We start from the raw sequence: 23,701 nt of genomic DNA on the forward strand, positions 1-23,701 counted from the left end.
GGCGGCCATGTCTGAGAATACTTTTCTGGTGGAAATCGGCACTGAAGAGTTGCCACCAAAAGCGCTGCGCAACCTGGCGGAATCTTTCGCGGCAAACGTGACCGCAGAGCTCGATAACGCGGGCCTCGCGCACGGTAAAGTTGAATGGTTTGCTGCCCCGCGCCGTCTGGCGCTGAAAGTGGCAAATCTCGCGGCCGCGCAGGCGGATCGTGAAGTTGAAAAACGCGGCCCGGCGATTGCCCAGGCGTTCGACGCCGAAGGCAAACCGAGCAAAGCGGCTGAGGGCTGGGCGCGCGGCTGCGGTATCACCGTCGATCAGGCCGAACGTCTGACCACTGACAAAGGCGAATGGCTGCTGTATCGCGCACACGTGAAGGGCGAAAGCACCGAAGCGCTGCTGCCGAACATGATTGCCAACTCGCTTTCTAAGCTGCCGATCCCGAAACTGATGCGCTGGGGCGCGAACGACGTGCACTTTGTGCGTCCGGTTCACACCGTAACCCTGCTGCTGGGTGAGAAAGTCGTTCCTGCGACCATCCTTGGCATTCAGTCTGACCGCGTGATTCGCGGCCATCGCTTTATGGGCGAGCCGGAGTTCACTATCGACAATGCCGATCAGTACCCGCAGATTCTGCTGGAACGCGGCATGGTGGTGGCTGACTACGAAGCGCGTAAGGCCAAAATTAAAGCCGATGCGGAAGAAGCAGCGCGTAAGATTGGCGGCATTGCCGATCTGAGCGAAAGCCTGCTGGAAGAAGTCACCTCGCTGGTTGAATGGCCGGTGGTACTGACTGCGAAGTTTGAAGAGAAATTCCTTGCGGTGCCGGCGGAAGCGCTGGTGTACACCATGAAGGGCGACCAGAAGTACTTCCCGGTTTACGACAACGCGGGCAAGCTGCTGCCGAACTTTATCTTCGTGGCCAACATCGAATCGAAAGATCCGACCCAGATCATCTCCGGTAACGAGAAAGTGGTTCGCCCACGTCTGGCCGACGCCGAGTTCTTCTTCAATACCGACCGTAAAAAACGTCTGGAAGATCACCTGCCACGTCTGCAAACCGTGCTGTTCCAGCAACAGCTGGGCACGCTGCGCGACAAAACTGACCGTATTCAGGCGCTGGCGGGCTGGATTGCCGGTCAGATTGGCGCTGATGTGAACCACGCAACCCGCGCTGGCCTGCTGTCTAAGTGCGACCTGATGACCAACATGGTCTTCGAGTTCACCGACACTCAGGGCGTGATGGGGATGCACTACGCGCGCCATGATGGCGAAGCGGAAGATGTTGCGGTCGCGCTGAACGAGCAGTATCAGCCGCGCTTTGCCGGTGACGATCTGCCGTCTAACCCGGTAGCGTGCGCGCTGGCGATTGCCGATAAGATGGACACCCTGGCGGGTATCTTTGGTATCGGTCAACATCCGAAAGGCGATAAAGACCCGTTCGCGCTGCGTCGTGCCGCGCTGGGCGTGCTGCGTATCATCGTTGAGAAGAACCTGAACCTGGATCTGCAAACGCTGACCGAAGAAGCGGTGCGTCTGTACGGCGACAAGCTGACCAACGCGAAAGTGGTGGATGACGTTATCGACTTCATGCTCGGCCGTTTCCGCGCGTGGTATCAGGATGAAGGTTACACCGTCGATACCATCCAGGCGGTGCTGGCGCGCCGTCCGACGCGTCCGGCAGACTTCGATGCCCGTATGAAAGCGGTGTCCCACTTCCGTACCCTGGAAGAAGCGTCTGCGCTGGCAGCGGCTAACAAGCGCGTGTCTAACATCCTGGCGAAATCTGACGAAACGCTGAACGATATTGTTCATGCTTCCGTGCTGAAAGAAGCGGCAGAAATTAAGCTGGCGGGCAACCTCGTCGTTCTGCGCGATAAGCTGCAGCCGTACTTCGCCGAAGGTCGCTATCAGGATGCGCTGATTGAACTGGCCTCGCTGCGCGAGCCGGTGGATGAGTTCTTCGAGAACGTCATGGTGAACGCAGAAGATAAAGACGTGCGTATCAACCGTCTGACTCTGCTGTCGAAACTGCGCGAGCTGTTCCTGCAGGTAGCAGATATTTCCCTGCTGCAGTAAGCGAAACGCGGTAAATAAAAGACCTGCCCTCGGGCAGGTTTTTTTTATGGTGCAGAGGTATACCCGGTCCTTTTTTGTGTTCGCAAATAGACACTTTTGTAATTAACATATCTGTATTAACATATATGTGTGGTGACGATAACGGAGTCAGCTATGCTACAACCGGTTCAACTTTTCAAAATCCTGGCGGATGAAACCCGTCTTGCGATCCTTATGCAACTGAGAGAGTCGGGCGAGCTGTGCGTTTGTGATATCTGCGGTGCCACCTCGGAATCACAGCCGAAAATTTCCCGGCATATGGCGATTTTACGCGGGGCTGGGTTAGTTATGGACCGTCGGGACGGAAAATGGGTTTATTACCGATTGTCTCCGCATATGCCTGCCTGGGCGGCAGACGTCATCTCAACCGCCTGGCAGTGCCTGCGTGAAGACGTACGTAAACGACGGGTGACGTCGGATTGTTCTTCCTGCTAAGGCTGAATAGTACATATATATATAATCATATGTTAATGGGGTGTGAAATGTTGTTGGCAGGGAGTCTGTTTCTACTGACGCTGGTGCTGGTCATCTGGCAGCCAAAAGGGCTGAGCATTGGCTGGAGCGCAAGCATTGGGACGGTCCTCGCGCTGGCGACGGGCGTGATTCATATCGACGATATTCCCGTTGTCTGGAACATTGTGTGGAACGCTACGGCGACATTTATTGCCGTCATCATGATCAGCCTGTTGCTCGATGAGTGCGGTTTCTTTGAATGGGCCGCGCTGCACGTCTCGCGCTGGGGTAAGGGGCGCGGGCGTTTGTTGTTTACCTGGATAGTCTTACTCGGCGCGGCCGTCGCGGCGCTGTTTGCGAACGACGGCGCGGCGCTGATTCTAACGCCTATCGTGATTGCCATGCTGCTTGCACTAGGCTTCAGCCAGGGTACGACGCTGGCTTTTGTGATGGCCGCGGGGTTCATTGCGGATACGGCCAGCCTGCCGCTGATCGTCTCTAACCTGGTGAATATCGTCTCGGCTGATTTCTTTGGCCTGGGTTTCACCCGGTACGCTTCCGTGATGGTGCCCGTGGATATCGCGGCGATTGTTGCCACGCTGGGGATGCTGCATTGGTTCTTCCGCCGGGACATCCCCAGGACCTACGACGTTGCTTTGCTGAAGACGCCGGCCAGCGCGATTAAAGATCCCGCGACGTTTAAGATGGGCTGGGTGGTGCTGCTGTGTCTGCTCGCTGGGTTCTTTATTCTGGAACCGATGGGGATTCCCATCAGCGCAATTGCCGCCGTAGGCGCCGCGGCGTTGTTTATCGTCGCGAAGCGCGGCCACGCGATTAATACCGGAAAGGTATTGCGTGGGGCGCCGTGGCAGATTGTCATTTTCTCGCTCGGCATGTATCTGGTGGTTTATGGGCTGCGTAATGCGGGGCTTACGGAGTGGCTGTCTGGGGTGCTGAACGTACTGGCCGAGCATGGCCTATGGGCCGCCACGCTGGGAACCGGCTTTATTACGGCATTTCTGTCGTCAATGATGAACAATATGCCGACGGTGTTGATTGGTGCGCTGTCGATTGATGGCAGCGCCGCGACCGGCGTCATCAAAGAAGCCATGGTCTATGCCAACGTTATTGGCTGCGATCTGGGGCCGAAGATTACCCCGATTGGCAGCCTGGCTACGCTGCTGTGGCTGCACGTACTGGCGCAGAAAAACATGAAGATTACCTGGGGATATTACTTCCGTACGGGCATCATCATGACGCTGCCGGTGCTCTTTGTCACCCTGGTCGCACTGGCGCTGCGGCTCTCCGTCACTTTGTAATGAGATACTGTATGAGCATGATTACTGTCTATCATAACCCCGCCTGCGGCACGTCGCGGAATACGCTGGAGATGATCCGCAACAGCGGCAATGAGCCGAAGATTGTTTATTATCTCGACACGCCGCCCTCCCGCGATGAGTTGGTTAAGCTGATTGCCGATATGGGGATAACGGTACGCGCGCTGCTGCGCCAGAATGTGGAACCCTATGAACAACTCGGCCTGGCTGAAGATCGGTTTACCGATGAACAATTGATCGGTTATATGCTTGAACATCCGATCCTGATCAACCGCCCGATTGTCGTGACGCCGCTGGGCACCCGACTGTGCCGCCCTTCTGAGGTTGTGCTGGAGATCTTACCTGAGCCGCAGCAGGGCGCGTTCACCAAAGAAGATGGTGAACAGGTGGTCGATGAATCGGGAAAAAGAGTGAAACCCTGATTCGCTTTACCCGGGCAGCATCTTGCTAAAAAGAACCTGCTATCAACGGGTTGCTTCATCAAGCCCGCGCTTGTCAGGCCTTGTCGCTTTGAGGCCTGGCGTTGCGCCAGGCATAAAATGCGTAAAAAATAGCCTTGAAATACGCCCAACAATGCGTTTATGCTTTGCCGCGACGAACCCCTCGTCTTACTGAGGCACACTGAAAATGGACAAACACACCTGCTGAATTCGAATCCTTGCTGGGCGCTTGCCGCACGCAGGGGAACTATTGATTTCATTCAGGAGTGCTTATGGCCCATTGTGCGCTATCCCCCGCTTTTATTTTGCATCAGGTCACCTGTCAGTTTGCGACGGGCGATACCCTTTTTGGCCCACTGAACGTCTCGCTGGCCCCCTCGCAGTGCGGTCTTGTCGGACGTAACGGCGTGGGTAAAACCCGCCTGCTACGCCTGCTGGCGGGGAAAGACCGTCCTTCTTCTGGTCATATTGAACCACTTTCCTCCTGTGCGTATGTGGCGCAGCAGCATGCGGTGTCCGCAGAGATGACGCTGGCAATGTTGCTTGGCTATGAGGCGATTTTTTCCGCTTTACAGCGTCTCGCTGCAGGCCACGCGCTGGCTGATGATATTGAATGCCTGGACGGTTATTGGGAACTGCCTGAGCGATTAAACGCAGCGTTTCTGGCCGCAGGGCTGGGCGAGTTTGACCCCGCGCGGCCAGCGCTTTCTCTGAGCGGCGGAGAACGGGTGAAAGCGTTGCTCTGCGCCGCGTTTGCCTCCGATGCGGCGTATTTGCTGCTGGATGAGCCGACTAACCATCTTGATAGCGGCGGGCGCGAATGGCTTTATCGGCAGCTGGAAAGCTGGCGAGGCGGGGCGCTGATTGCCAGCCACGATCGCGAGCTGCTCGGGCGGATGCCGCGTATTCTCGAGCTGACCCCCTCAGCGCTACGTAGCTACGGTGGCAGCTATGCGGATTATCAGCAGCAGCGCGATGCCGAGCAGTCCGCGGCACGGGCCGCGCTCTGCCATGCTGCAACTGAACGACGCCGCGTCCGGACGCGGATGCAAAAGGAACATGACGATTGTCAGCGGCGCTCGGCTAAAACATTAAGGACCGTCGATAGCCTGAACATCGCCTCTTTTGAGCGTGTGAAGTACAAAGGCGCGGCGCGCGAGCGGCCAGGGACGCTGCTCACTCAGCACCGGGAGCAAAACGCGACGCTAAATCATGCGGTAGCACAGGCGCGGGAACGCGTGGAAGAAGATGTGCCCATCCTGTTTACCTTGCCAGGAGGCCGTATCGCGGCGGGCAAGCAGATATGGGTGGCTGAGCAGCTGTGTTTAGCGCATTCGTCGGCGTTCCCGCTCACCTTGCGGTTGGATGGCCCGATGCGAGTGGCGCTGCGCGGCCCGAATGGCTGCGGCAAAACGACGCTGCTGAAAACGCTGATGGGCATTGAATCACCGCTCTGCGGTGAATGCCGATTGTCGGTCAGCGCGGCCTGGCTCGATCAACATCTTACGCAGCTGGATTTATCGCAATCGGTGATGGGGCATTTGAGGGCAGGCGATTCGCCGTTAGTGGAGGGGGAGCTGCGTACCCGCCTGGCCCAGCTTCGGCTCGACGCCGATAAGGTCAATCTACCGCTGGCGGCATTGAGCGGCGGTGAACGCTTAAAAGCCGCGCTGGCCTGCGTGCTGTGGCGTCGGGAACCGGCGCAACTGTTATTGCTGGACGAGCCGACCAACCATCTCGATCTGGCATCTGTTCAGGCAATTGAAGCGGCGCTAGTCGGATTTCCCGGCGCGATGCTGGTGGTGTCGCACGATGAGGCGTTTTTACAGGCGTTGAAGTTGACGCATAGTCTGACGTGGCAGGAGAACGGCTGGATTTTTAAGGCGTTATAAATAAAAAAATCCCCGCCGTAAGGCAGGGATTTCGAATTTTTAGCGGCGTGAACTTACAGAGAAGTTACGTTGCCAGCTGCCGGGCCTTTAGCGCCGTTTTCGATGGTGAAGGAAACTTTCTGACCTTCGTCCAGGGATTTGTAGCCATCGTTCTGGATAGCAGAGAAGTGTACGAACACGTCTTTAGAACCATCGTCAGGAGTGATGAAGCCGAAGCCTTTGTCAGCGTTGAACCATTTTACGATACCAGTCATTTTACCGGACATAGAAATTACCTTTAAAAATTAATTGAGCCTTACGGCGATATGGCATGCTTTACAGAATTTAAAGCGTAAAGGAAATGTCGCTACGAGGGGTACCAATGGATAACCTTGAAGGGAACTGCTTTACTCAACTGCTTTGTGGTCTGTATGTCAAACCGTGGAATCATTAACGCATACTTCCGGGCTCAAAAGCAAACGTTATCTGTGCCCATCCGGCTATGCAACGGGTGCGCCTACGGTGGTAATTTTGTTTAATATCATGATATATAAATAAAATTTAAGGAAATCTCTGCTTTGTAAAAAAGCGTCATAGCGCCCCGGCAGCGGGCCTGCCGGGGCGTGGCATTACACTTTTTGTGCCGCTTTTGGCAGCGACGACGGGCCGCTGGCACCCTGAAGCGGCTGCCGTTTACTCGCCGCGTGCTTGATCATCAGCGCAATAGCTGACAGCACGGCAGGAATAGCCAGCAGCGCGAAAATGGTCTTAAAGGAGAGCTCGGCCTGCATCAGGAAAGCGCCGCTGAAGGCGCCGAGAATCCCGCCGAAGCGACCCAGGCCCAGCATCCAGGCAACGCCGGTGGCGCGCCCTTGAGTCGGGTAAAAACCGGCGGCCAACGCCGGCATGGACGACTGTGCGCCGTTCATGATGGTGCCGGCGATAAACACCATTACGCCCATTAATACCAGACTGCTGGTTGAGAAGCCCACCAGGCAGACAAAGACGCCGGTCAGCAAATAGCCCACCGCCACCACTTTATTCGGGTTAATTTTGTCCATCAGCGCGCCGAGCACCAGTACGCCAATGCCGCCGCCCAGCGGGAAGAGGGCGGTAATAACCGAAGCCTGGCTCAACGTTGCGCCGGTTTCGCGAATCAACAGCGGCAGCCAGCTGGTCAGCAGATAGAAGATCAACAGGCCCATAAAGTAGGTCAGGCACAGCATAATGGTGCCCACCAGATAGCGTGGCGAGAAGATGACGCCCAGCGCCGACTGCTCTTTGACCTGACCCGTTTCCTGCAATACAAAGTGCGTGTTATCCGGCAGAGGGGCGATGTGGCGTAAAATCCGCGCAATCTGTTGCTGAGATTTGTTCTTCACCGCCAGATAGCGAGCGGACTCCGGCAGCAGGAAGATCAGCGCCACGGCCAGCGCCAGCGGCATCACGCCGCCAAGAATCAGCACGCTTTGCCAGCCGTAGTGCGGAATCAGCCATGCTGAAACAAAGCCGCCCATTGATGAACCAATGGGGAACCCGACGAACATCAGGTTTACCAGCAGCGCGCGGCGGCGCTCCGGAGCATATTCACTCATCAGCGTGGCGGCGTTCGGCATCGCGGCGCCGAGCCCCAGGCCCGTTAAGAAGCGCAGGACGGTCAGCTGCGTCAGCGATGTGGCGAAGGCCGTGATCAGGCTGAAGCCGCCAAAGACCAGAATTGACAGGACCAGCACCTTTTTGCGGCCAATGCGGTCGGCCATTGGGCCTGCGGTTAATGCGCCCACTGCAAGGCCGACCAGCGCGGCGCTCATCACGGGGCCGAGATCGGATTTTTGTACCCCCCATTCCTGGATCAAATCGGAGGCGATAAAACCAATAATGGCGGTATCAAATCCATCCATAGCGACGGTCACAAAGCACAGCACCAGAATCATCCACTGGTACTTTGAGAAGGGATGGCGGTTGATAAAAGCCTGAATATCCGTTGTTGTCTGTGTTGTCATGCGGTAATTCCTGCTAAGCGAGGCGAGAGAGCGGGATTTATCCTCTTGTCTCTCTCACGGGTATTGAGGTTTTGGGCGATTATCGAACGTATTGTCGTTAATCGTTCATTCAATCAAATCATTTAGCGGGCCTTCCCACAACGTGCCGCCGGGCGGAAGTGTGCGATTATCGTTCGCTCCGTTTTTGTTGCCGCGATGATTTAGCTAAAAAAAGATGAATATCATTACGTTAGTTCCTCTTTTCTTGCATGATCGCATTGCGATAAATGTGATGGATGCAACACCTTGTTAACATTTCAACGGAAGCGCGGCAGAACGTATGAAAAAGGTATCTTGCGGCGCGGCTCTGGACTATCCTTGTCAGCGTTAGGCACGCGTGTGCCGGTTTGCGCTTTTTTTGGCTGAAGGAGTAAGAAAATGGCGACAGGAAAGTCCTGCTCTCGCTGGTTTGCGCCTGTTGCGGCGTTATTGATGGTTGTTAGCCTGAGTGGGTGTTTTGATAAGGAAGGCGATCAGCGTAAAGCATTCGTCGATTTCCTGCAGAATACGGTAATGCGCGGCGGTGAACGCCTGCCAACACTGACGGCTGACCAGAAAAAACAGTTCGGGCCGTTTGTTTCCGACTACGCCGTCATTTATGGCTATTCACAGCAGGTGAGCCAGGCAATGGACGCGGGTCTGCGTCCGGTGGTGGATAGCGTTAACGCCATTCGCGTACCGCAGGATTACATGACCCAGCGCGAGCCGCTGCGTCAGGCAAATGGTTCGCTGGGCGTACTGAGCCAGCAGCTGCAAAATGCCAAAATGCAGGCAGATGCTGCGCACGCCGCGCTGAAGCAGGCAGACGATCTGAAGCCGGTCTTCGACCAGGTTTACAGCAAAGTGGTTACCGGCCCGGCCGACGCGCTGCAGCCGCTGATCCCAGCCGCGCAGGTGTTCACACAGCAGCTGGTGCAGGTGGGTGATTTTGTGGCTCAGCAAGGCACTCAGGTGAGCTTTGTGGCCAACGGCATTCAGTTCCCGACCTCACAGCAGGCAAGCCAGTACAATGCGCTGATTGGCCCGCTGGCCGCACAGCATCAGGCCTTTAGCCAGGCGTGGATGGCGGCGGTTAACGCGACCAAATAAGCCATAATGGCAGCCCGGCACCCGCCGGGCTGTTTTGTTTTATCCCGCAACCTGCGGATTCACGCAGTTCTTCTCTACCTTCCCTTGCAGCGCATCAATCAGGTTATCCACCGCACAGGCCGCCATGTTGTAGCGGGTTTCATGCGTCGCGGACCCGATATGCGGCAGCGCAACAACGTTCGGCAGCTTCAACAGCGGGGAGCTGGCAGGCAGCGGCTCCTGCTCGAAGACATCCAGCCCTGCGGCATGAATGTCACCGTTACGCAGCGCGGAGATAAGCGCTTTCTCGTCCACCACCGGGCCGCGGCCGGCGTTGATAAAGATGGCTGAAGACTTCATGCGCGCAAACTGCTCGGCGCCGAACAGGTGGTACGTTTCGTCGGTCAGCGGCAGGATCAGGCAGACAAAATCCGCTTCATCCAGCAGCGTGTTCAGGTCGCAGTAGCGGGCGTTAAACCGCTCTTCCGCCTGCTCGTGACGACGGCGCGCGTTGTAGAGAATCGGCATGTTGAAACCAAAGTGGGCGCGCTGGGCGAGCGCCATGCCGATGCGGCCCATGCCGATAATACCCAGCGTTTTATGATGCACGTCGGTGCCAAACCAGTCCGGACCGATGCTTTTTGTCCACTCGCCGGCCTTCACGCGCTCCGCCACTTCAACCACGCGGCGGGCGGTACTGAGCACCAGCGCCATGAGCGTATCGGCCACGGTTTCCGTCAGCACCGTCGGCGTGTGCATCAGCAGCACCCGGCGAGCGTTCAGGGCCTCGACGTCAAAGTTATCGTAACCCACGGAGATGGTGGACGTTGCGCGAAGCTTGGGCATTTTCTCCAGCAAGGCGGTATTGACGGCTTCGCTAGAGCCCAGCAAACCTTCCGCGTTGGCGAAAGCCTCCGCATGCTGCGCGACCGTTTCCGGGCGCAGGTTCGGTACCTGGGTGACCGTAAAATGTTCTGCCAGGCGATGCTGTAAATCGTCAGGTAGCGCTTTATAGAGAATAATAGACGGCTTCATGCGAATCTCCGTAAGTTAAAAGTTTAAGCGTGGCGTGCGCCAACGGGCAGCGGCTGATGATTAGCAGGCTTAACAATAAGAGTTAGCCATACTGAGGCGAAAAGCGCCACCCCCATAAAAATGTATGATGCAGACGGGCTGCCGGTGGCACCGTTGAGATAGCCAACGAACCAGGAACCGAAGAACGAGCCCAGCGCCCCCATGCTGTTGATTAGCGCCATCGCGCCCCCCGCGACGTTGCGCGGCAGCATCTCCGGAATGATGGCGAAGAACGGGCCATACGGGGCGTACATGGCCGCGCCAGCGATCACCAGCAGGCTATAAGAGATCCAGAAATGGTTTGCGCCAACGGCCCAGGAGCCAATAAACGCAAAGCCAGCGATCAGCAGCAGCGGCCAGACGAACAGTCGACGATTTTGCAGTTTGTCGGATGCCCAGGACACCAGAATCATCGCTATCGTCGCGGCGAGGTAAGGTACGGAAGAGAGCCAGCCGACCTCAACCATACCCAGGTTTGCGCCGCCGCTGCGGATGATTGACGGCAGCCACAGTACAAAACCATATACGCCGATGCTCCAGGCAAAGTACTGCATGCAAAGCAGAACCACGTTGCGTGAGCGGAAGGCTTCACCGTAGTTGCGTACCGCTTTAATACCCTGTTGTTCTTGTTCCAGCTGGGCCTGCAGTGCCGCTTTTTCCGATGCGTTCAGCCAGCCGACCTGCGATGGTTTGTCTTTGACCAGCACCCACCAGCAGAAGGCCCAGATAATGGCCGGGAAGCCCTCGATAATAAACATCTCGCGCCAGCCGAGCGCCTGAATCAGATAGCCTGACACCACCGACATCCACAGTACGGTGACGGGGTTCCCGAGGATCAGGAAGGTGTTGGCCCGCGAACGTTCGGATTTGGTAAACCAGTTGCTGATGTAAATCAGCATTGCGGGCATAACGGCGGCTTCCACGACGCCCAGAACAAAGCGAATCGCCGCCAGCGCCGGAATGTTGGTCACCATGCCGGTGAGCGAAGCGCAAACGCCCCATAAAATCAGGCAGGTAAAGATCAGTTTGCGTACGCTGCGGCGTTCGGCATAGATAGCGCCGGGGATTTGAAAGAAGAAGTAGCCGAGGAAGAAGAGGGCGCCCAGCAGGGAAGAGATCCCTTTGGTGATGCCGAGATCTTCGGTAATTCCGGCTGCGGAGGCGAAACTGAAGTTCGCGCGGTCAAGGTACGCCAGGCTGTACGTGATAAACACGATCGGCATGATGTACCACCAACGTTTTGCTGCGTTTGTTGAGCTGTTCATAGGCCTGCCTCTATTGTCGCTTCGCCGCCGCTGCATGTAGGGTACAGGGGGGCTGTTATCGTAACGTGACGTTATTCGCCTAACGCTTCACGGGTGGGTAAACCTTCGCTGTCGCCCTGAACCTGAATCGCCAGTGCGCCAATTTTGTTGCCGCGAGCCACGGCCTGATGCAGCGTGCGCCCCTCGAGCAACGCGCTGACCACGCCAACGGCAAAACCGTCGCCAGCGCCAACGGTGTCAACCACGTTGTCGACTTTGACGGGGGCTACGTGACCCTGCTCGCCGTCGGCGGTTTTATACCAGGCTCCGTCGGCGCCGGTTTTAATGACGACGGCCTTCACGCCGCGGTGGAGATAGAAATCGGCAATACCTTCCGGGGTTTGTTTCCCGGTCAGGATCATGCCCTCTTTCAATCCCGGTAGAACCCAGTCGGCCTGGAAGGCCAGCTGGTTGAGTTTTTCGACCATCTCTGCTTCGCTCTTCCATAGCACCGGGCGCAGATTTGGGTCGAAGGAGAGGGTCTTACCCTGAGCCTTCATCGTGCGCGCAGCGTGGTCGAGCAGCGCATAGGAACTGGCAGAAAGGGCCGCCGCCACGCCGCTGAGGTGCAGATGGCGAGCGCTGGCGAAGTAGGTTTCGTTGTAGTCCTCAACCGACAGGTAGCTTGCCGCCGAGCCTTTACGGAAATACTCTACAATGGGATCGGTTCCATTTTCGACTTTGGATTTAAGCTGAAAGCCGGTGGCGTGCTGTCTGTCGACGGTCACGGCGCAGGCATCAATGCCTTCTTTGTGCAGACTATTGAGTACAAAGCGGCCAAAACTGTCGTTGCCCACGCGGCTGACCCAGCCTACCTTCAGCCCAAGGCGCGCCAGCCCGGTGGCGACGTTAAGTTCGGCCCCGGCAACGCGCTTAATAAACTGTTCAATGTCCTCTAAATCGCCGGTCTGCCTGGCGACAAACATGGCCATCGCTTCGCCGATGGTGATGACATCCAGAGAAGGGTTCATCGCTTACTCCTTACGTAACAATTCAACATAGCGGCGCGTCACGGCGGTCAGATTGTCCCCTTCCAGCGGGAACTCAATACCGCGCGGCACGTCGATGGGTAACTGATTCAGTAACGCCAGCCAGCGGGCATCGGCGGTATCGGGCGGTACGGCCCGGTAGCTGTCGCGGTGCGCGATCGCAGCCTTGACGTGGATATAGCCGACTGACGGCGCCAGCTGTTCAGCGGCGGCTTCCGGGGAATCGCCGACCCACAGCCAGTTACCCATATCAAACGTGAGCTGCACTGGCAGCTTCTGGGTGTGGCAAGCGGCGCTAAAGCGCTGCATTGGCGGCAGCCGTCCGCAGGGGGTTTGATCGTTTTCTACCACCAGTTTCATGCCGCTGCTCTCCAGCCAGTCGCGCAGCGTGCTGAGCTGCCATGTGTGGCTAAAGTGGCCGAGCGATACTTTCAGCCACTGTGCGCGCAGCGTTGTGGCTTCGCGCAGTAATTCCGGAAGCTGGGGGTTGAGCGTACCGTCGGCCATAAACAGCGCTTCGGGCGCGGAATAGCAGGCGGTCAGGTTGGATGAGGCGATGGCGGCGGCCAGGGCAGGGAGTGATTGAAGCTCGGCGGAGGTCAACAGTTCGCGACGGATTTCAACGCCGTCGGCCCCGGCATCGGCGATGACCGGCAGCATTGCCCCTTGTCCACCGGCCGCGCGGACGGCGTCATGGCCATACGCGGCGGTCACCACCATAATTTTTCTTTGCATAGGTACTCCGAATTTAACGCTATGTCTAATACGCTAAATGGAATCGGTTCCAAAGAAAATCATGCTGTGTTGAATTTATGATCTCTATCACGAAGGAAGATTAACGTGCAGTCGATCCGCGAACGATCAGTTCACCGGAAAAAACCTGCTCATGAATAGCATCTGCGCCACCTTCAATGCGGCGCACGACCTGTTCGACGGCGGCATAGCCTATTTGCCAGGTGGGCTGCTTGAGGGTGGTAATGCCGACGCCCGCCAGCTCTGCCCACTCCAGCTCATCAAACCCCAGCAGGCCGATATCGCTGCCCCAGTTCAGGCCGATGCGTTTTAGCGAGCGGGCCACCTGAAGCGTGAGCGCGCCGTTGGCGGATATCACGGCTTTACGCATGCCGCGGTGCTGCTGGTGGAACTGACGCAGGGTGTTATCCAACTGTGCGTTCTCGGCAAGCGGCACTTCGGCGTTTTCTGCCACGACGCCTGGGTAGCGGGCCAGCGTTGCCCGGAAGGCGCTGAGTCGTTCGCGGCGGGTATTGACGGTGCCCAGCGGTTCGCTGAGAAACAGCAGGGCTTCAAAGCCTTGCTCAATCAGGTGTTCAGTGGCGGTTGTGGCGGCCTGGGCGTTATCCAGCCCGACGACGTCGCAGGCAAAATCAGGAATTTTACGGTCGATAAGCACCATGGGCAGCGCGGACTGTTGCAGGCGCTGTAGCCCTTCTTCACGCATGCCGACGGCATTCACGACGATCCCCTCGACCTGGTAGCTGCGCAGCAGATCAAGATAATGCAGCTCCTGGTTAACCTCGTTATTGGTATTACACACCAGCGGGGTGAATCCCTTTTCACGGCAGGCGGCTTCAATACCGCTGAGCACGTTGACGGAATAAGGGTTGGTAATGTCGGCGATAATCAGGCCAATCAGGCGGGTGCGGCCGCGCTTCAGGCTGCGAGCCATCAGGCTGGGGCGATAGTCGAGCTCGGCAATCGCCGCTTCAATACGTGCCAGCAGCGCGTCGGAAAGCAGGTGCTTTTCGCCATTGAGGTAGCGGGAAATGCTGGTTTTGCCGGTTTTCGCGGCTTTCGCCACATCGCTGATGGTCGGTCGCGCTGATTTTGCCATGAGTGTTCTCTCGCCTGAAAGTGACAACACCTTAGCGCGAAAATCTGGCTAATCAAGCATTTTGCCGAGCGGCATGGCCGCCCGGCAATGGCATTACTGCATCGGGCTTAGGGTAATTTCCACGCGACGGTTCTGCGCTTTACCCTCTTCGGTACTGTTGCTGGCGATAGGGTTCGCCGGGCCCATACCGGAGGTGCGTACGCGTGTAGCGGCTACGCCCTGGGTAATCAGCGAGCTGGCCACCGAATCGGCGCGCTGCTGAGACAGCTTCATGTTGAGCTGCTGGCTGCCGGTGCTGTCGGTATAGCCGATGACGTTGACCGCCGTTTTCTCGTACTCTTTCAGCACCATCGCCACGCCAACCAGCGTGTTGGCACCCGCCGGTTTCAGGGTGGCGGAAGCGCTGTCGAAGGTGACGTTGTTCGGCATATTCAGCACGATATTGTCACCGTTACGGGTGACGCTGACGCCGGTCCCCTGCATTTTTTCGCGTAGCTTCGCTTCCTGCACGTCCATGTAGTAACCCACGCCGCCGCCGAGCGCAGCGCCTGCTGCCGCGCCAATCAGTGCGCCTTTACCGCGATCTTTCTTCGACGACGAAAGGGCGCCGACACCTGCGCCGACCAGTGAACCAATGCCCGCGCCGATGCCGGATTTACCCGCTTCGCGCTCGCCGGTGTAAGGGTTGGTGGTACAGCCTGAGATTGCCAGCGCGCCGCTGACGATGGCAGCAATCGCAAATACACGTTTTTTCATCTTAATTCCTTAATGACGTTCTTATTTTTCGCCACAGCGACCGTGGCGCGTCATTATGACGTGCGAAATAGACGAAAATTCTTGGGAACTCTCTGAAATTTGTAAGTAACATTGAACGGCGCAATATATAACCGACGCCACCTGCAGGAGCGCTCATTTGTCTACGCCATCTTCTCCCTATACCGTTTTAACCGCTGCCCACTGGGGCCCGATTCTTGTCGACACCGACGGCGAGCAGGTGCTCGCCTCACGCGGTGCGCTACAGACTTCGTTTACCAACTCGCTGCAAAGCGTGGTACGCGACCAGGTGCACAGCAAAACCCGCGTGCGTTATCCGATGGTACGTAAGGGTTTTCTCGCCTCGCCGGAGAGTCCGCAGGGCATACGCGGGCAGGATGAGTTTGTTCGGGTCAGTTGGGATGACGCGCTGGCATTGATCGATCGCCAGCACCGCCGTATTCGCGAAAGTTACGGGCCGGCGTCGATTTTTGCCGGATCATACGGCTGGCGTTCCAACGGAGTGTTGCATAAGGCGGCGACGCTGCTGCAGCGTTATATGAGCCTGGCTGGCGGCTACACCGGCCATCTGGGAGACTACTCCACCGGCGCAGCACAGGCGATCATGCCGCATGTGGTCGGTGGCAATGAGGTCTATCAACAGCAAACCAGCTGGCCGATGGTGCTCGAACATACCGATGTGGTGGTGCTTTGGAGCGCCAACCCAATGAATACGCTGAAAATTGCCTGGAATGCTTCCGACGAGCAGGGGCTGCCCTATTTTGAACACCTGCGGCACAGCGGTAAACGCCTGATCTGCATCGATCCGATGCGATCGGAAACCGTCGCCTTTTTCGGTGAATCGATGGAGTGGATTGCGCCGCATATGGGCACGGACGTGGCGCTGATGCTGGGCATCGCCCATACGCTTTTGACCAATAACTGGCACGATGCCGAGTTTTTATCGCGGTGTACCACCGGTTTCCCGACGTTTGCCGATTATTTGCTGGGTCAAAAAGACGGTGAGGCGAAGTCCGCCGAGTGGGCGGCAGCGATTTGCGGCGTTAGCGCGGATAAAATTCGCGAACTAGCGGATATTTTTCATAAAAATACCACGATGTTGATGTCCGGTTGGGGAATGCAGCGCCAGCAGTTTGGCGAACAGAAGCACTGGATGCTGGTGACGCTCGCCGCCATGCTGGGCCAGATTGGTACGCCGGGCGGTGGCTTTGGCCTCTCTTATCACTTTGCAAACGGCGGCAACCCGACACGGCGCGCGGCGGTGCTGGCATCGATGCAGGGCACCGTGAAAGGCGGCGTTGATGCCGTCGATAAAATCCCGGTGGCGCGTATCGTCGAGGCGCTGGAAAACCCCGGCGCGCCGTATCAGCATAACGGCATGGATCGCCACTTCCCGGATATCCGCTTTGTCTGGTGGGCGGGCGGCGCTAACTTTACCCATCATCAGGATACCAACCGGCTGATTCGCGCCTGGCAGAAGCCCGAGCTGGTGGTGATATCCGAATGCAACTGGACGGCGGCGGCCCGACATGCCGATATCGTGCTGCCGGCGACGACCTCGTTCGAACGCAACGATTTGACCATGACCGGAGATTACAGCAACCAGCATCTGGTACCGATGAAGCGTGTGGTGGCACCGCGTGATGAAGCGCGAGACGATTTTGAGGTTTTTGCCGAACTGAGCGAGCGCTGGGAACCGGGCGGCCGGGCGCGCTTTACCGAAGGCAAGAATGATTTGCAGTGGCTGGAAACGTTCTACAACATCGCCGGGCAGCGCGGTGCACCCATGGGGGTAACGTTGCCGTCGTTTGAGCGCTTCTGGCAGGATAATGAACTGATTGAAATGCCGGAAAACGCGCAGAATGCCGCCTTTGTGCGCTTTAGCGATTTCCGCGCCGATCCGCTGGCTAACCCGCTGAAAACGCCGAGCGGGAAAATCGAAATTTACTCTGAGCGTATTGCTAGCTTCCAGTACTCCGACTGTCCGCCGCACCCAATGTGGCTGGCACCGGATGAATGGCACGGTAACGCGCAGCCTGGGCAGCTACAGCTGTTGTCGGCGCATCCGGCGCACCGCCTGCACAGTCAGCTTAATCATACTTCCCTGCGTGAACGTTACGCGGTGGCCGGGCGCGAGCCGATTACGCTGCATCCACAGGATGCGCAGGCGCGGCAGATTCGCGATGGCGACCTGGTGCGCGTGTGGAACGCCCGTGGCCAGGTGCTGGCGGGGGCTGCGGTGAGTGAAGACATCAAACCCGGCGTCATCTGCCTGCACGAAGGGGCGTGGCCCGACTTCGCGCCGGAGGCGGGCGGCATTTGTAAGAATGGGGCGGTTAACGTGCTGACGAAAGACATCCCCAGCTCACGGCTGGGGAACGGCTGCGCAGGGAATACCGCGCTGGCGTGGATTGAGAAATATGATGGCCCGGCGCTTACGCTAACGGCGTTTGATCCGCCTGCCAACGCATGATCCACGTGGGATGTCGGGTCTCATCCTGCCAGGCGCTGTCTTCAATACGAAAACCCTGCGCGTGGTAGAAATTCACCGCCCGACCGTTTTTCTGGTACACCTCAAGACTGAGGTCGGAGAAGCGCTGCTTGACGACATCGAGCAGCGCCCGGCCGATTCCCCGATGGATGGCATCCGGGGCAACGAACAGCGCGCCGACAAAACGCGACTCCATCACGCTGATAAACCCTTGTAAGCGAGGCCCCTCTTCCCACACCCAGGTTTCGGCTGCGGGAAGGTAGGTATCGCGCACAAGGCTTAAACTCTCCTGCCAGTACTGCGCATGGATAAACGGGTGCGCAAAGGTGGTGCTGTCCAGCCACAGCGTGAGCAAGGGATCGAACTGGTCAGTGTTCCATTTTCTGATCATGCTGAACTCCAGGATGGCAGAAGCAGACGGTCACGTGATCGTTGACCAGCCCGCAGGCTTGCATAAAGGAATAACAGATGGTGGTGCCAACAAATTTAAAACCGCGTTTTTTCAGCGCTTTTGATAGCGCATCTGACGCCGGCGTTGAGGTGGCGATTTCGCCAAGCGTCGCCGCCTGAGTAACGATGGGCGCGTTATCGACAAACGACCACACGAAGTCGTTAAAGGATTCACCGTGAGCTTCCATCGCCAGGAAGGCGCGCGCGTTGCCGATAATGGCCTGAATTTTTCCCCGATGGCGAATGATACCGGCGTCCAGTACCAATCGTTCGACGTCCTCTTCGCTCATGGCGGCCACTTTTACCGGGTCGAAATCGTGGAAGGCGCGACGATAGTTTTCGCGCTTTTTCAGCACGGTTATCCAGGAAAGCCCGGCCTGCTGGCCTTCCAGGCAAATCATCTCGAACAGTTTTTGATTGTCTCTTTGCGGGACGCCCCACTCGTTATCGTGATACGCAATATAAAGCGGATCCTGGCTTACCCAACCACAGCGCTGCATGTGCTTCTCCCTTTTTGTCATTCACGCATGTCTGATAATAAAACTCTGTACTGCTCTTGACGTCGCTCATAAAGCGACAATAGTTAATACAGGGCGCTTTATCCCTAAAAACATAACAATAACTGCCAAAACTGGCTCTTTTCTGGAGTCACTTAATGAATAATAAGAAATGCAATGGCCTTTGGCGATGTGCTGCGCCAGCGTCGGTTTTCGTGTGGATGTTACTATCACCACATGCGAATGCCTGGCAACAGGAATATATCGTGACTGATGCGAAAAGTAATACTGCGGCGCGCTATACATGGGATAGCGATCACCAACCGCGGTACGATGACATTCTGGCTGAGCGTATTGAAGCCGTGCAAACCGGCGCGGGGTTGAATATGAACCTTCCGGATACGACGCCGCTGAATGCGACCAAAACCATGAGCGTTGGCTGGAATTTTCCGCTGACCGAGAGCATGACCACCGGGCCGGTTGTGACGTGGCACTATGACGGATCGCCGGGCTATATGTGGAATGAGTTTGGCGATACGGCGAATGCCGGTAGCCAGACCGATCCGCTCTGGCATGCGAGCGTCAGTACGCTCGGGTGGCGCGTTGATTCGCACCCGTGGCTGGGCATTCGCCCGTGGGCCCAGATCAGCTACAACCAGCAGTTTGGCGAGAATCAGTGGAAAGCGCAGTCCGGCCTCAATCGGATGCCCACGACGACGCAGGACGGTAACTGGGTTGATGTGACCGTCGGGGCCGACATGTTACTGAACTCACATCTGGCGGCCTATGCGGCGTTGTCGCAGGCGGACAATATGGCGGCGGGGGCGAATTATCTTTATACCATGGGCGTTAGCGCGCGCTTTTAAACACGCGATATATTCAGTGGAGTAATTGTTTTTTCAATGTCATTCATTCCGCTGCTGATGCATTTTATTCCGCTCTGAATGCATTTCATGCCTTTTTGGACCTGCGAAAATGCTAACTTCGTTATCGTTAGCAGCAGTTAATTCAAGAAGGCATCTTCATCATGAACGCTGCAACCCAAAATCACACCCGCTGGCTGACATTGCTCGGCACCATTATTACTCAGTTTGCCTTAGGTTCCGTTTATACCTGGAGCCTGTTTAACAGCGCGTTGTCCAGCAAGCTGGACGCGTCGGTCAGCCAGGTGGCATTTTCTTTCGGTTTGCTAAGCCTGGGTCTGGCGCTGTCCTCTTCCGTTGCCGGTAAACTGCAAGAACGCTTTGGCGTGAAGAATGTCACCATTGCTTCCGGCATCCTGTTAGGCGTGGGCTTCTTCCTGACTGCCCATGCGAACAGCCTGATGATGCTGTGGCTCAGCGCAGGGATCATTGTTGGCCTGGCGGACGGTGCAGGTTATCTGCTCACGCTCTCCAACTGCGTGAAATGGTTCCCGGAACGTAAAGGGTTAATTTCCGCCTTTGCTATCGGTGCGTATGGTCTGGGTAGCCTCGGATTTAAATTTATCGATAGCCACCTGCTGGCAACCGTCGGCCTGGAAAATACCTTTATGATTTGGGGCGCGATTGTGCTGGTGATGATTGTCTTCGGCGCGATGCTGATGAAAGATGCGCCAAATCAGGAAGTGAAAAGCAGCAATGGCGTGGTGGCGAACGACTTTACGCTGGCTGAGTCCATGCGTAAACCACAGTACTGGATGCTGGCAGTTATGTTCCTGACCGCCTGCATGAGCGGCCTGTATGTCATTGGCGTAGCGAAAGATATTGCTCAGGGTATGGTTCATCTGGATTTGGCGACTGCGGCAAATGCTGTCACCGTCATCTCTATTGCTAACCTCAGCGGTCGTCTGGTGCTGGGTATCCTGTCCGATAAAATCGCACGAATTCGCGTGATTACTATCGGTCAGATTATCTCGCTGGTGGGCATGGCGGCGCTGCTATTCGCTCCGCTCAATGAAGTGACTTTCTTCGCCGCTATCGCCTGTGTCGCCTTTAACTTCGGCGGGACTATCACCGTATTCCCATCGCTGGTGAGCGAGTTCTTCGGCCTGAACAATCTGGCGAAAAACTACGGCGTGATTTACTTAGGCTTCGGTATCGGCAGCATCTGCGGTTCGCTGATTGCTTCCCTGTTCGGCGGCTTCTACGTGACCTTCTGCGTGATTTTCGCTCTGCTGATTATCTCGTTGGCGCTGTCCACCACCATTCGTCAGCCGCGAACCGAAATGTTGCATCAGGCCCACGCCTAATCGTATTGCCCTCCTCAATAAAATGATTCAGGCCAAATATTTTTGTAAATATTTGGCCTGATCACATTCGTAGCGAATACTTTTCCCCTTTCCTGTTGTCTACTTAGCGCGCTTGCAAATGCGGCCCGGTGGGTATGACGCATATTATTAACTGGCTTACTAATTCTGTGATTTGTAACTGGTTTTTTTTCCCCTTTTTCCAGGGTTTTTCGAATGAGATATATCAAAGCGATGTCCCAGCAGAAGCTGAGCCTTCTGCTGGCAGTGTACATCGGCTGGTTTATGAACTATTCCGTGTTGGTTCGCCGTTTTGGCGGCTACCTTGCGGACTTTAATGTCGAGAAAGGGATTTCTATCGTCATTGAGCTGGTCGGCACGCTGCTAGTGACGTTCTTTTTACTGCGCCTGCTGTCGCTCGGTGGACGCCGGATGTGGAAAGTGCTGGCAACGGCCGTTGTGCTAATCTCCTCCGGTGCCAGCTACTACATGACCAACCTTAATGTCGTGATTGGCTATGGCATTATTGCTTCGGTTATGACCACCGATATCGATCTTTCCAAAGAGGTGGTGGGCTGGCATTTTATTTCCTGGCTGGTGCTGACCAGCATCGTACCGCTGGTGTTTATTTGGTTTAACCAGGCGCGTGACACGCTGCTCTATCAGCTTATGACGCGGGGGCAGCGTTTACGCGGCGTCGGTATTGTGCTGGTGACGGCACTGCTGGTATGGGGCCCTATTCGCTTGATGGAGTCGCATCTGAAAGATACTGAGCGGCTGTCACAGGTGGATATGCCGAGCTATGGCGGCGTACTGGCTAACTCTTATCTGCCGAGCAACTGGGTTTCTGCGCTGAGCCTGTACGGCTGGACGCAGGTCGATGAGTCCCTTGATACTAACGAGCTTATCGATCCGGCGAAAAAGTTTACCTATGTTGCGCCGAAAGATATTGATGACACCTATCTGGTGTTTGTCATCGGCGAAACGACCCGTTGGGATCATATGAGCCTGTTTGGCTATGGGCGAGATACCACGCCGGGGCTGGCAAAGGAAAAAAATCTGGTGGCGTTCCGCGGCTACTCCTGCGACACCGCTACCAAGCTCTCGTTGCGCTGTATGTTCGTCCGTCAGGGCGGGGCCAGCGATAACCCGCAGCGGACGCTGAAAGAGCAGAACGTGTTTGCAGTACTCCATCAGCTAGGCTTTACCGGCGATCTCCTGGCCATGCAGAGCGAGCTGTGGTTCTACAGCAACACCATGGCGAATAACATCGCCTACCGTGAGCAAATCGGTGCCGAACCGCGTAACCGTGGTAAGGCAGTGGATGACATGCTGCTGGCGGACGAAATGAAAAACGTGCTGACGCGCACCGGTGTTGATGGTAAACATCTGATTATTATCCACACGAAGGGGTCGCACTTTAACTACACTCAGCGCTACCCGCGCAGCTTTGCGAAGTGGACGCCGGAGTGCGTGAACGTGGACGATAAGTGCAGCAAAGCGGAGCTGATTAACTCGTACGATAACTCGATCACCTACGTTGACCATTTCCTGGTGAACATTTTCGATCAGCTGCGCGATAAGAAGGCGATCGTCTTCTATGCCGCAGACCACGGCGAGTCGATTAACAACCACGAGCGTCTGCACGGCACGCCGCGTAAGATGGCTCCGCCGGAGCAGTTCCGTGTCCCGATGCTGGTCTGGATGTCTGATAAGTATCTGGAAAATCAGGGTCATGTATTCAATCCGTTGATCACCCTGTAGAATGACTGATTTACGGGTGAGAATTTATGGCTCAGGTTGACGTGAAATGTCCCTTCTGTGGACGCATTGATGCGGTTAAAAAGCATGGTCTGGGCACTGCCGGGCACCAGCGCTATCGTTGTCAGTCATGTAGCCGAACTTTCCAGCTTGATTACGCTTATCGTGCCTGCCAGCACGGCATGAAAGAGCAAATTGTTGACCTTGCGATGAACAACTCGGGGATCCGCGATACTGCAAGAGCGCTACATATCAGCATTAATGCTGTTGTGCGCACCTTAAAAAACTCTCGCCGCGACGGGTAACTACGCTTCCACTGGACAACCTGCAAATCCAGCTGATTTGTGAAATTGATGAAATGTGGTCATTTGTGGGCAACAAGAAGCAGCAGCGTTGGTTGTGGTATGCATGGGAGCCTCGCCTCAAACGTATTATTGCCCATGCTTTTGGCCGTCGAAGCAAAAAGACTTTGCGTAAGTTATTGAAGCTGTTAGTGGGCTTTAATGTTGTCTTCTGGTGCACAGATAACTTCAGCGTTTACGACATGTTACCGAATGAAAAGCACATCACAGGCAAGCTTTATACACAACGGATAGAGCGTGAAAACCTGAACCTTCGCAACCGGCTAAAGCGGCTTAATCGTAAGACCCTCGGATACTCGAAATCAGTAGAAATGCATGACAAAATTATCGGTACATTCATTGAGCGTGAGCACTACTTGCAATGAGCCGATCTACACATTGAATACGTGACCAAAATCAGGACCATGCGAAGTCATTCGCTTACCTGCAACAGCAGGCGGCAATGAAACAGCCGAAGCGCCACGTTGAGCTTTATGACACTATCATGGGCTGTCTGGGGTACACTTCCCCGGATGGCGGTATCAACGAGCGTAATAACTGGTGTCATGTCCCCGAGGCGAAAAAATCGGCGCAGTGATGGCTTTCTGGCCGAA

Annotated in this window: 20 protein-coding genes and 2 pseudogenes; 12 read left to right on the forward strand and 10 right to left on the reverse strand. The window is 56.2% G+C overall.

Annotated elements, in window-relative coordinates; genetic code table 11:
* The first annotated feature begins 7 nt into the window (after nt 1–7).
* The 5 genes from glyS (at nt 8) to H7R58_RS01200 (ending at nt 6,238) form a co-directional block, all read left to right on the forward strand.
* Entirely contained in the window at nt 8–2,077 is a 2,070-nt protein-coding gene (gene glyS, locus H7R58_RS01180; protein WP_106925001.1) for a glycine--tRNA ligase subunit beta, read from the forward strand.
* A 153-nt stretch (nt 2,078–2,230) separates the two neighbouring features.
* On the forward strand, nt 2,231–2,551 hold the full coding sequence (locus tag H7R58_RS01185; RefSeq protein ID WP_182929840.1) for a metalloregulator ArsR/SmtB family transcription factor: 321 nt from the start codon (nt 2,231–2,233) through the stop codon (nt 2,549–2,551).
* Between the two features lie 47 nt (nt 2,552–2,598).
* Nucleotides 2,599–3,888: an arsenic transporter gene (locus H7R58_RS01190; RefSeq protein ID WP_182929841.1), complete on the forward strand. Its 1,290-nt coding sequence runs from the start codon at nt 2,599–2,601 to the stop codon at nt 3,886–3,888.
* Between the two features lie 11 nt (nt 3,889–3,899).
* The gene (gene arsC, locus H7R58_RS01195; protein ID WP_182929842.1) at nt 3,900–4,328 is read left to right on the forward strand and encodes a glutaredoxin-dependent arsenate reductase; all 429 of its coding nucleotides are present in this window, start codon (nt 3,900–3,902) and stop codon (nt 4,326–4,328) included.
* Between the two features lie 290 nt (nt 4,329–4,618).
* Entirely contained in the window at nt 4,619–6,238 is a 1,620-nt protein-coding gene (locus H7R58_RS01200; RefSeq protein WP_182929843.1) for an ABC-F family ATP-binding cassette domain-containing protein, read from the forward strand.
* A 53-nt stretch (nt 6,239–6,291) separates the two neighbouring features.
* Here the strand turns inward: H7R58_RS01200 and cspA are convergent, their stop codons facing one another.
* Together cspA and H7R58_RS01210 are read right to left on the reverse strand one after the other, a co-directional pair.
* Entirely contained in the window at nt 6,292–6,504 is a 213-nt protein-coding gene (gene cspA / locus H7R58_RS01205; RefSeq protein ID WP_035893107.1) for a transcription antiterminator/RNA stability regulator CspE, read from the reverse strand.
* A 342-nt stretch (nt 6,505–6,846) separates the two neighbouring features.
* On the reverse strand, nt 6,847–8,220 hold the full coding sequence (locus H7R58_RS01210; RefSeq protein ID WP_182929844.1) for an MFS transporter: 1,374 nt from the start codon (nt 8,218–8,220) through the stop codon (nt 6,847–6,849).
* Nucleotides 8,221–8,637: 417 nt separating this feature from the next.
* Here H7R58_RS01210 and H7R58_RS01215 point away from each other — a divergent pair, with 417 nt between their 5' ends.
* Nucleotides 8,638–9,348 (forward strand): DUF3053 domain-containing protein, encoded by a 711-nt coding sequence (locus H7R58_RS01215; protein ID WP_182929845.1) that lies wholly within the window; start codon nt 8,638–8,640, stop codon nt 9,346–9,348.
* A 39-nt stretch (nt 9,349–9,387) separates the two neighbouring features.
* Here H7R58_RS01215 and ghrB read toward each other — a convergent pair whose 3' ends face one another.
* The 6 genes from ghrB to H7R58_RS01245 all read right to left on the reverse strand — a co-directional run bounded on the left by ghrB (nt 9,388) and on the right by H7R58_RS01245 (nt 15,302).
* Nucleotides 9,388–10,362, reverse strand: coding sequence for a glyoxylate/hydroxypyruvate reductase GhrB (ghrB, locus tag H7R58_RS01220; protein WP_106925008.1), 975 nt, complete (start codon nt 10,360–10,362; stop codon nt 9,388–9,390).
* A gap of 23 nt (nt 10,363–10,385) precedes the next feature.
* The gene (locus H7R58_RS01225; protein WP_182929846.1) at nt 10,386–11,666 is read right to left on the reverse strand and encodes an MFS transporter; all 1,281 of its coding nucleotides are present in this window, start codon (nt 11,664–11,666) and stop codon (nt 10,386–10,388) included.
* Between the two features lie 71 nt (nt 11,667–11,737).
* Entirely contained in the window at nt 11,738–12,676 is a 939-nt protein-coding gene (locus H7R58_RS01230) for a sugar kinase (RefSeq protein ID WP_182929847.1), read from the reverse strand.
* 3 nt (nt 12,677–12,679) lie between these two features.
* Complete coding sequence (locus tag H7R58_RS01235) at nt 12,680–13,429, reverse strand: sugar phosphate isomerase/epimerase family protein (RefSeq protein WP_182929848.1); 750 nt, start codon at nt 13,427–13,429, stop codon at nt 12,680–12,682.
* A gap of 100 nt (nt 13,430–13,529) precedes the next feature.
* The gene (locus H7R58_RS01240) at nt 13,530–14,546 is read right to left on the reverse strand and encodes a LacI family DNA-binding transcriptional regulator (RefSeq protein WP_106925012.1); all 1,017 of its coding nucleotides are present in this window, start codon (nt 14,544–14,546) and stop codon (nt 13,530–13,532) included.
* A 93-nt stretch (nt 14,547–14,639) separates the two neighbouring features.
* Nucleotides 14,640–15,302, reverse strand: coding sequence for an OmpA family lipoprotein (locus H7R58_RS01245; RefSeq protein WP_106925013.1), 663 nt, complete (start codon nt 15,300–15,302; stop codon nt 14,640–14,642).
* A gap of 157 nt (nt 15,303–15,459) precedes the next feature.
* Between H7R58_RS01245 and H7R58_RS01250 the strand changes: the two genes are divergently transcribed.
* Nucleotides 15,460–17,793 (forward strand): molybdopterin guanine dinucleotide-containing S/N-oxide reductase, encoded by a 2,334-nt coding sequence (locus H7R58_RS01250; RefSeq protein WP_182934569.1) that lies wholly within the window; start codon nt 15,460–15,462, stop codon nt 17,791–17,793.
* Here H7R58_RS01250 and H7R58_RS01255 read toward each other — a convergent pair.
* Both H7R58_RS01255 and tag read right to left on the reverse strand, forming a co-directional pair.
* A complete protein-coding gene (locus H7R58_RS01255; RefSeq protein WP_182929850.1) occupies nt 17,756–18,202 on the reverse strand; it encodes an N-acetyltransferase in 447 nt (148 codons plus the stop codon). The genes H7R58_RS01250 and H7R58_RS01255 overlap by 38 nt on opposite strands.
* On the reverse strand, nt 18,180–18,761 hold the full coding sequence (gene tag / locus H7R58_RS01260; RefSeq protein ID WP_106925016.1) for a DNA-3-methyladenine glycosylase I: 582 nt from the start codon (nt 18,759–18,761) through the stop codon (nt 18,180–18,182). Before tag ends, H7R58_RS01255 begins: the two co-directional genes overlap by 23 nt.
* A gap of 155 nt (nt 18,762–18,916) precedes the next feature.
* On the opposite strand from tag, the gene H7R58_RS01265 reads away from it, so the two are divergent.
* The 5 genes and pseudogenes from H7R58_RS01265 to H7R58_RS01285 all read left to right on the forward strand — a co-directional run.
* Nucleotides 18,917–19,624 carry an autotransporter outer membrane beta-barrel domain-containing protein gene (locus H7R58_RS01265; protein ID WP_182934570.1) on the forward strand — a complete coding sequence of 236 codons (708 nt, stop codon included), beginning with the start codon at nt 18,917–18,919 and terminating at the stop codon, nt 19,622–19,624.
* A 161-nt stretch (nt 19,625–19,785) separates the two neighbouring features.
* Nucleotides 19,786–20,988 (forward strand): L-lactate MFS transporter, encoded by a 1,203-nt coding sequence (locus H7R58_RS01270; RefSeq protein ID WP_106925018.1) that lies wholly within the window; start codon nt 19,786–19,788, stop codon nt 20,986–20,988.
* A 213-nt stretch (nt 20,989–21,201) separates the two neighbouring features.
* Nucleotides 21,202–22,722 (forward strand): annotated as a pseudogene (gene eptB / locus H7R58_RS01275) (kdo(2)-lipid A phosphoethanolamine 7''-transferase); the annotation flags it as partial.
* A gap of 53 nt (nt 22,723–22,775) precedes the next feature.
* Nucleotides 22,776–23,473 (forward strand): IS1 family transposase gene (locus H7R58_RS01280; RefSeq protein ID WP_182929052.1). Its coding sequence is split into 2 segments (ribosomal slippage): nt 22,776–23,025 and nt 23,025–23,473, totalling 699 coding nucleotides; the frame shifts between segments, so codons are not numbered across the junction.
* 26 nt (nt 23,474–23,499) lie between these two features.
* Nucleotides 23,500–23,685, forward strand: a pseudogene (locus H7R58_RS01285) (lipid A phosphoethanolamine transferase); the annotation flags it as partial.
* Nucleotides 23,686–23,701 lie beyond the last annotated feature (16 nt).

Origin of the sequence: Klebsiella sp. WP4-W18-ESBL-05 (assembly GCF_014169075.1) — a bacterium.
GTDB classification, from domain to species: domain Bacteria; phylum Pseudomonadota; class Gammaproteobacteria; order Enterobacterales; family Enterobacteriaceae; genus Kluyvera; species Kluyvera ascorbata_B.